Raw genomic sequence first — 6,647 nt, 5'->3', positions numbered from 1 at the left:
TGCCGGTCAGCCCGAGTGAACGACCTTCGGCGGAGAGGCGCATCTCTAGCTGTGGCTTGCCATCGCCCAGGCCGCTGTCGATATCGGTCAAGCCATATTCGGCTAGCCGTTCGGCCAAATCTGCGGCGGCGGCCTCCAGCACTTGGGTATTGGGGTGAGAGAGGCGCAGGCTCAACGCCGCCCCGCTACCGGGGCCGCCAAAGTCAGACTCGAAGCGTACCGACTGCGCGCCTAACAGATCCCCGGTGAGGTCCGCCACTCCCGAGCGATGCGAGAAGGAGGCCAGGCATCCAGGCTTTCCGGCGCGATATCCAAACGCACTTCCAGGCTTTCGCCATCTAGGCTACTGCGGGTGCTGCTGAAGGTGAGGGTCTCTTCCTGCTCGCTGAGCTGTGCGGCGGCATCGAGGAGCTGTTGGCTTAGCTCGCGGCTTACGCTGATATGGCTGCCAATCGGCAGGGTGACGGTGGCTTGCACCTGATCAGACTCGACCCGAGGCATCAGCGAAAAACCTAACCGCCCGCTCATCGCCCAGGCCATGGTCACACAGAGAATGGCGACCCCCATAGCGACGGTGAGCAGGCGCTGATTGAGTGCGCGCTGTAACAGAGGCTCAAACTGTTGATAGGTGAAGTGATGCAGGCCGCGCTGCATACTGAGTCGCACCGCTTCGATAGGCCGCTGCCACGCGGGCGTTTGGCGGGGCTTGCTGGCGTGAGCCAAGTGGGCGGGCAGAATAAACAGCGCTTCTACCAGCGAAATCACAAACACGGTAATCACCACCACCGGCACGGTGGCAAAAATCAGCCCCAGAAATCCCGGCAGGAACAAGAGCGGTAGAAACGCGACGATATTGGAGAGGATGGCAAAGGTCAGCGGAGTGGCAATTTCTTGAGCGCCTTTAACCGCCGCATCTCGCAGCGAGTAGCCCTGCTCTCGGTAACTGTAGATGTTTTCGCCCACCATGATGGCGTCATCCACCACGATGCCGAGGGCAATGATAAAGGCGAACATCGACATCATATTGAGCGACACGCCGACCCAGGGTAGAAACAGCATGGCCCCTAAAAACGCCGTGGGAATGCCTAGCGTGACCCAAAAGGCCAGCCGCGCCTCTAAAAACAGCGCCATCAAAATCAGTACCAGCGCCAAACCCATCCAGGCGTTTTTCAGCAGTAGGCTGAGGCGGTCTTCGTACACTTCCGAGCTATCCCGTGAAACGTCCAGGCTGACGCCATCGGGCAGGCTGGCCCGCAGCCGCTCCAACTCGCCGTAAACCGCATTAGAAATACCAGTAGGCGTTTGGTCGCCGATTTGATACACGTCCACCGATAGCCCCGGCTGGCCGTTGTAGAACTCCTCCCGATCAGTTTCGGCAAAGCCCTCGCTCACCCTGGCAATATCGCCGAGCATAACGGGCGCGCCCTGGGCGGTGGTCAAGATGGGCAGTTCGGCAAACTCCTCGGCGCTGTTGCGCCGCCCCTGGTAGCGAATCAGCCACTCACCCTCGTCGGTTGTGAGCTGGCCGCTGGCAAGGTCCAGCGCTTCCTCGGCAATGCGGCTGGCTAGCTGTTGATGATCCAACCCGTAGCGCTCGATGGCCTCGTCATCCAAATGAACCTGGATTTCCCGTTCGCGGTTGCCGGAAAGCTCGGCGCGGGAAATACCGCTGGTGGCCTGCAGCTCGGCGCGTACGTTCTCTGCCGCATCGTGAAGCGCGGCCAAGCCCACGTTGCCATACACCTGAAGGCTGACCACGCTGCGCGAGCGGCCTGCCAGGGTGAAGCGGGGCGGGTCGGCGGCGGCGGGCAGGGTGGTGATGGCGTTCACGGATTGCTGAATATCCTGATACGCCCGCATCACGTCCACGCCATCAATCAGCGTGGCGCTCACCACGCCGCTGCCTTCGCTGGCGCTGGCGGTCAGTTCATCGATGCCTTCCACATCGGCAATCGCGGCCTCGACCGGCAGCAGCAGGCTCTGCTCCACATCCTCGGGCGTGGCACCCGGGTAGCTGATGGTGACCTGAACGATTTCGGTCTCGAATTCAGGGAAGACCTCTTTTTTAATCGCCAGCGATGCCATTAACCCGCCGATGATAAACAGCACCATCATCAGGTTAGGGGCGACGCCGTGATCGACCATCCACGCCAGCGGGCCTTTACGCATCATTGAGCCGCTCCCTCATCCTGAGCGGGGGTATCGCCACGCTGGCGAATCCGCACTTCCTGGCCCTCTCTGGGTTGGGCTAGCCCGGCAGTCACTACCCGCTGGCCGGGCTCCAGGCCGCTGCGTATCAGCACTTCTTCCTGGCCGCGATAGGCGAGCGTGACCTGGGTGCTTTGCAGGCGATTATCCTCATCCACCCACCACACCTGCTCGCCGGGGCGAAGTGCGGCTGAGGGCAGCGCAATCAAGGGCTCTTCGGCGGTGGTATGAAACGCCACGCGCAGCACATCTCCCAAGCGCAGGGCGGGGCCGTCCTGGTTGAGCGCCAGTGGATCATCCACGGCGATCAACAGCTGGGCCTGCAGGCCGTTCTCTTCGAGGTTGGGCAGAATAGAGAGCAACGTGCCTTCCCGAGAGGCCCCTTCTGGCCAGCCTTGGCTGGTCAGCGTGACGCTCCCCCCGGCGAGAGCCAATCCAGCGTTTCGCCCGGCAGCGAGGCGCGCACCCAGAACTGCTCGACGCCGACCAAACTCGCCACGGCGGTGCCTTGGCTCAGCAGGCTGCCAGCGCCCACCAAACGCTCTTGCACCATGGCGCGCCACGGGGCGGTCAAGGTCGCACGCTCCAGGTTGAGCGCCGCTTGGTCTCGCACCACGCGGGCTTGGGTCAGTTGAGCTTGGGCCTGACGGAGCTGTGGTTCACGCAGCACTAGCGCGCGGCGTTCGGCGCTGAGCTGGCGGCCAAAGGATTCGTACTCGCTGCGCGCACGCTGCTGCTCGGCCTGCTCTAAGGCGAGCTGCGCCTGGGCATTCGCCAACTGGGCTTCGGCGTCTTCTAGCGTTAAGCGCAGGTCGGCTTGGTCGATGTGGGCCACCGGCTCGCCCTGCTCCACGACTCGCCCAGGCAGCACGCCATCGCCAAAGCGCTCTAGCTGGCCCGCTACGCGGCTGGCAAGCTCGGTGGATTTTTCTGCCTCAACGCGGCCAAAGCCGTTCAGCGTGGGTGACTGCACCTGCTGTTCCGTAGTGATGACATCGACCACAGGCGGCGTTGGCAGTGGCGGCGGGCGGCGCTCGACCCGTGGCGGCTGGCTAACGATCCACCAAGCGAGAGCTAAACCACCGACAAACACCAATAGCGCTGCCAGCGCACCGAAGCCGATGCGACCTTGCTGAGAAAAAGCGTAAGAGCGAGAGGGGGTCATGGACGGGTGTTATCCGTTGGCTGAGAGCAAAAATTCCAGAAAAGAGCGCGTATCATGCTAGCATCACCGATTGCCACGCAGCGATTAGGTAAGCTTTGTGCAAAAAGTGTGCAACCCGACGTGACGGGGCTTTTTTGCACCAAACGCTGACGCAGCAAGTAATAGCTGCCATCATTCATGTGAAAAGCCATAGACTTCCTGGTCTGTATGACGTTATGAAAAACACCGCCACCCGCGACAAACTCATTGATTCTGGTGCCGAGCTGATTGCCCAGCAGGGCTATAATGCGACGGGTATCAATGCTGTATTAAAAACCTGCGGTGTCCCCAAAGGCTCGTTCTACCACTACTTTTCCAGCAAAGAAGACTTCGGTTTGGCGGTCATCGAGCGCTTTGCCGACGATTACGATGCGTCGTTAGCGGCGCTGCTGGAAGACCCCGCCCTGCCGCCCCTGGAGCGTTTGCGCCGCTACTTTGCCACCGGGCGCGCCCATATGCTCGACTGCGATCACACCACCGGCTGCTTGATCGGTAATCTCGGTCAGGAGCTTTCCGGCCAGAGTGATACCTTCCGTGATGCCCTGAATTTGGTGTTTCAGCGTTGGGAAAAACGCTTTGTGGTCTGCTTGAGCCAAGCCCAAGCCGACGGCACGATCAATGCCGCCATCCCGCCTGAGGCGCTGGCCAGCTTTATTCTCTCCGGATGGGAAGGGGCGATTCTGCGGGCTAAAACACTCAAATCTCTGGCCCCTATGGAACACTTCGAGGCCATTTTGTTCGATCAAGTGCTGGTGCCACGCTAGCAGGCGATACATCAATGGCAAGCGCGGAAGTGGTAATCACCGCTGGTCACGTCGTTGTTCACGGCGGCGAGCAGAGAGGTGCTCGCGGTGTCGGCATTGAGCTGGCCGGTTTGTACCAGCGCCCGAAAATCGTGGTGGGGTAGGGCAATGTCGTCCGGCGTGACGCCAAAAAAGTGGCAAATACGCTGGAGCGCGGCATGGCTGGGGTAGTAGCGTCCGCTGAGGTAGCGGTTGAACTGCGCCCGGTTGATGGGCAGGCGACGGCACACGTCGGCAATAGAGGGGTAGTAGCTGCACAGCAGGCGCAAATTGGCCACAAATTCATCGTGCATAGGCGTGACTCTTGGGCGGTGGCGGCTAATGTGCCGCCTTGCGCCCAAGAGTGCAACGGCTCGCTCTTTACGTCCGCTTAAAATAAGCCGTGCGCGTGGTTAGAAGCCCTCTAACACCAGCTTACCCACGGTGCGGTTGCTCTCAATCAGCGCGTGGGCACGCGTTAGGTTATCGGCAGTGATGGGGCCAAGCACCTCGCCCAGCGTCGTGGTTAAACGGCCGCTATCCACCATGGCGGCGACTTCGCTCAATAGGTCGTGCTGCTTGGCAATGTCCTCGGTGGTAAACAGCGGCCGCGTGAACATCAGCTCCCAGTGCAGTGACAGGCTTTTGAGCTTGAGTTTGCGCACATCGATCAGTTCCGGGTCATCGATCAGCGCCAGCTTGCCCTGGGGTTTTAGAGCATTGATGATCGCCTCGAAGTGGTGATCGGTTTGATTGAGGCTGACCACCATATCCACCTGCTCATAGCCTGCGGCTTTGAGCGCTTCATCCAGCGGTTGGCGGTGGTCGATCACCGCATCGGCGCCGAGCGACGTGACCCAGGCTTGGCTTTCCGGGCGTGAGGCTGTCCCAATCACGGTGATATCGGTGAGCTGCTTGGCGAGCTGAATCAGAATCGAGCCAACACCCCCCGCAGCGCCTACCACTAATAGGGTTTTGCCTTGGGTGTCGCGCATGCCCAGCTCTAGGCGGTCGAACAGCAGTTCCCAGGCAGTAATGGCGGTTAACGGCAGGGCGGCGGCCTGGGCGTCGGAGAGGCTCTTCGGCGCTAGGCTGGCGATGCGCTCATCGACCAGCTGGTACTCAGCGTTGGAGCCTTGGCGTGCGATGCTGCCCGCGTACCACACCCGGTCACCCGGCTGAAAGCGAGTGACCGCACTGCCCACGGCATCGACCACGCCCACCGCGTCGTAACCCAGCACGCGAGGCTCGCCGCCTTCGGGCAGCGCGCTCTTGCGCACCTTGGCATCCACCGGATTGACGGAAACTGCGCTCACCGCGACACGAATATCGTGGGGCTCAGGGGTGGGCAGTGGCAGCTCGACGGCGTGCAGGGCGTCTGGGTGGTCGATCGGCAGGCTTTTGGTAAACGCGAATGCTTTCATGGTCGTTCTCCAAGCGATGATGAATGGCGACATCATGCCTGGGTGTCGTTTTATGAAAAAGAGGGCTAATGTAGCTAACAGTTTCCAATTTTTTTTGAAAATAAGGGCGCTATCGCTCCATGCGTACCGATGACCTAAACGTGCTTGTCTATGCCGCCGAGCACGGCAGCCTTTCCGCCGCCGCGCGGGAGCTGGCGATTACCCCAGCGGTGGCTAGCGTGGCGATCAAACGGCTTGAAGACGCTCTAGGCACGCGGCTGTTGGTGCGCTCTACCCGCAGCTTGCGGCTAACGCCCGCTGGGGCGCACTATTTAGTGCACGCGAAAACGGCGCTGAGTGCCCTTGCCGAAGGGGAAAAAGAACTGCACCGCGAGCGCCAGGAGATAGCGGGAGAGCTCAGCCTCTCCATGCCGTCTGATCTGGGCCGCAACGTGCTGCTGGGCTGGCTGGATCGCTTTATGGCGCGGCATCCGCAGCTGCGCCTGCGGCTTCGGGTGAGTGACCGGGTGAGCGACCTGTTTCGCCAACCGGTGGAGATTGCCCTGCGCTACGGCGTGCCGGAGGATTCCAGCCTGGTAGCCCTGCCGCTAAAAAGCGATAACCACCGGGCGGTGTGCGCAGCACCAAGCTATATCGCGCGCCACGGCGAGCCTGCCACTCCAGATGAATTACGCCAGCACAACTGCCTCTGCTTCAACCTGGGCGAGCGGGTGCACAACCAGTGGCAGTTCGGCAGTGAGCGTATCAGCGTGCAGGGCAATCGAGTGAGCGACGATGCCGAGTGTGTGCGCCGCTGGGCGCTGGCGGGAGAGGGCATTGCCTATAAATCTCGCCTCGATGTTCAGGCGGATCTCCGCGCAGGCCGCTTGGTGGCGCTGTTGGCTGCGTTTCCTACCGAGCCCGCGCCGCTGTATCTCGTCTGCCCGCATCGGCTGTCGCTCACGCCCGCCGTGGTCGCGCTGAAAGACTTTCTGATCGAGCGGTTACAAGAGAACGCCAAGTGAAGAGCATCATCTATCCGCGAGGAGC

6 protein-coding genes and 1 pseudogene are annotated in these 6,647 nt (G+C 61.3%); 2 read left to right on the top strand and 5 right to left on the bottom strand.

Annotated elements, in window-relative coordinates; genetic code table 11:
* The 3 genes and pseudogenes from AB6K10_RS18895 to AB6K10_RS18885 all read right to left on the bottom strand — a co-directional run.
* Positions 1-2,172 (bottom strand): annotated as a pseudogene (locus tag AB6K10_RS18895) (efflux RND transporter permease subunit); the annotation flags it as partial.
* Entirely contained in the window at positions 2,169-2,642 is a 474-nt protein-coding gene (locus tag AB6K10_RS18890) for a hypothetical protein (protein WP_339119578.1), read from the bottom strand. The pseudogene AB6K10_RS18895 and the gene AB6K10_RS18890, both read right to left, overlap by 4 nt.
* Positions 2,612-3,373, bottom strand: coding sequence for an HlyD family efflux transporter periplasmic adaptor subunit (locus AB6K10_RS18885; protein ID WP_339119577.1), 762 nt, complete (start codon positions 3,371-3,373; stop codon positions 2,612-2,614). The genes AB6K10_RS18890 and AB6K10_RS18885 overlap by 31 nt, the downstream gene beginning before the upstream one ends.
* Before the next feature lie 215 nt (positions 3,374-3,588).
* Here AB6K10_RS18885 and AB6K10_RS18880 point away from each other — a divergent pair, with 215 nt between their 5' ends.
* Positions 3,589-4,176, top strand: a complete 588-nt coding sequence (locus tag AB6K10_RS18880) for a TetR family transcriptional regulator C-terminal domain-containing protein (protein ID WP_339117707.1) — start codon at positions 3,589-3,591, stop codon at positions 4,174-4,176.
* A gap of 11 nt (positions 4,177-4,187) precedes the next feature.
* Here AB6K10_RS18880 and AB6K10_RS18875 read toward each other — a convergent pair whose 3' ends face one another.
* The gene (locus AB6K10_RS18875) at positions 4,188-4,508 is read right to left on the bottom strand and encodes a helix-turn-helix transcriptional regulator (RefSeq protein WP_339117706.1); all 321 of its coding nucleotides are present in this window, start codon (positions 4,506-4,508) and stop codon (positions 4,188-4,190) included.
* Positions 4,509-4,607: 99 nt separating this feature from the next.
* The gene (locus tag AB6K10_RS18870; protein WP_062374058.1) at positions 4,608-5,618 is read right to left on the bottom strand and encodes a zinc-binding alcohol dehydrogenase family protein; all 1,011 of its coding nucleotides are present in this window, start codon (positions 5,616-5,618) and stop codon (positions 4,608-4,610) included.
* 119 nt (positions 5,619-5,737) lie between these two features.
* Here AB6K10_RS18870 and AB6K10_RS18865 point away from each other — a divergent pair, with 119 nt between their 5' ends.
* A complete protein-coding gene (locus tag AB6K10_RS18865; protein ID WP_339117705.1) occupies positions 5,738-6,622 on the top strand; it encodes a LysR family transcriptional regulator in 885 nt (294 codons plus the stop codon).
* Positions 6,623-6,647 lie beyond the last annotated feature (25 nt).

The sequence above is a fragment of the Halomonas sp. BMC6 genome, assembly GCF_964204995.1.
Classification (GTDB): Bacteria; Pseudomonadota; Gammaproteobacteria; order Pseudomonadales; family Halomonadaceae; genus Vreelandella.
The sequence above is the reverse complement of the archived record's forward strand: the minus strand, read 5'-3'. Positions and strand labels throughout refer to the sequence as shown.

Excerpts from the sequence above, each read along its gene's own strand:
- AB6K10_RS18885 (WP_339119577.1), bottom strand. The coding sequence starts at position 3,373 with ATGACCCCCTCTCGCTCTTACGCTTTTTCTCAGCAAGGTCGCATCGGC.
- AB6K10_RS18880 (WP_339117707.1), top strand. The coding sequence starts at position 3,589 with ATGAAAAACACCGCCACCCGCGACAAACTCATTGATTCTGGTGCCGAG.
- AB6K10_RS18875 (WP_339117706.1), bottom strand. The coding sequence starts at position 4,508 with ATGCACGATGAATTTGTGGCCAATTTGCGCCTGCTGTGCAGCTACTAC.
- AB6K10_RS18870 (WP_062374058.1), bottom strand. The coding sequence starts at position 5,618 with ATGAAAGCATTCGCGTTTACCAAAAGCCTGCCGATCGACCACCCAGAC.
- AB6K10_RS18865 (WP_339117705.1), top strand. The coding sequence starts at position 5,738 with ATGCGTACCGATGACCTAAACGTGCTTGTCTATGCCGCCGAGCACGGC.